The 805-nt window shown below is 48.0% G+C and carries 1 protein-coding gene; it reads right to left on the bottom strand.

Features of this window, described 5'->3' with window-relative positions; translation table 11 throughout:
- A partial coding sequence (locus ADA01nite_RS21775; RefSeq protein WP_146812515.1) for an aminotransferase class III-fold pyridoxal phosphate-dependent enzyme occupies positions 1–786 on the bottom strand: 786 nt, incomplete at its 3' end.
- Between the last annotated feature and the right edge of the window lie 19 nt (positions 787–805).

Here is an 805-nt window from a genome sequence, read left to right as displayed (position 1 = left end):
AGCTTTACCCATAATATACATATCTGGTTTTACGTTCTCCCAATCGGATGCAAAAAGTTTACCTGTACGGCCAAAACCGGTTTGAATTTCATCTGCAATGAACAGTACGTTATTTTCTTTGCACAGCTCAAACGCTTGCTTTAAGAAGCCTTCCGGCGGCATCACAATACCTGCTTCTCCCTGAATCGGCTCGGTCATAAATGCGGCCGTGTTCGGTGTAATCGCCTGTTTCAGCGCCTCGATATCACCATACGGGATAATTTTAAAGCCTGGTGTAAACGGACCGAATCCGCGCTTGTACGCCTCATCCGAAGAAAAGGATGTAATCGTTGTTGTACGGCCATGGAAATTGCCTTCACTGACGATGATTTCCGCCTGATTCTCCGGCACTTTCTTTACGTCGTACGCCCAGCGGCGCACGGCCTTAATAGCCGTTTCTACCGCTTCTGCACCGGTATTCATCGGCAGGATCATGTCCTTGCCTGTCAGCATGGACAACTTTTCATAGAACTCGCCCAGCCTGTCGTTATGGAACGCACGGGATGTTAAGGTTACCCGATCAGCTTGATCTTTTAATGCCTGAATAATTTTCGGATGGCGATGGCCCTGGTTAAGCGCGGAATACGCACTTAGCATATCCATATATCTGTTACCCTCCGGATCTTCTACCCATACACCTTCCGCTTTGGAGATAACAATCGGCAGCGGATGGTAGTTCCGCGCCCCGAATTTTTCCGTTTTCTCAATGATGTTTTGCGTCTTTGTTGTTGAAGTCGAGCCCGTCATAGTGATTCCCCTCTCTATT

It is taken from the genome of Aneurinibacillus danicus, from assembly GCF_007991215.1.
GTDB classification, from domain to species: Bacteria; Bacillota; Bacilli; order Aneurinibacillales; family Aneurinibacillaceae; genus Aneurinibacillus; species Aneurinibacillus danicus.
This window is presented reverse-complemented; position numbering and strand designations above follow the sequence as displayed.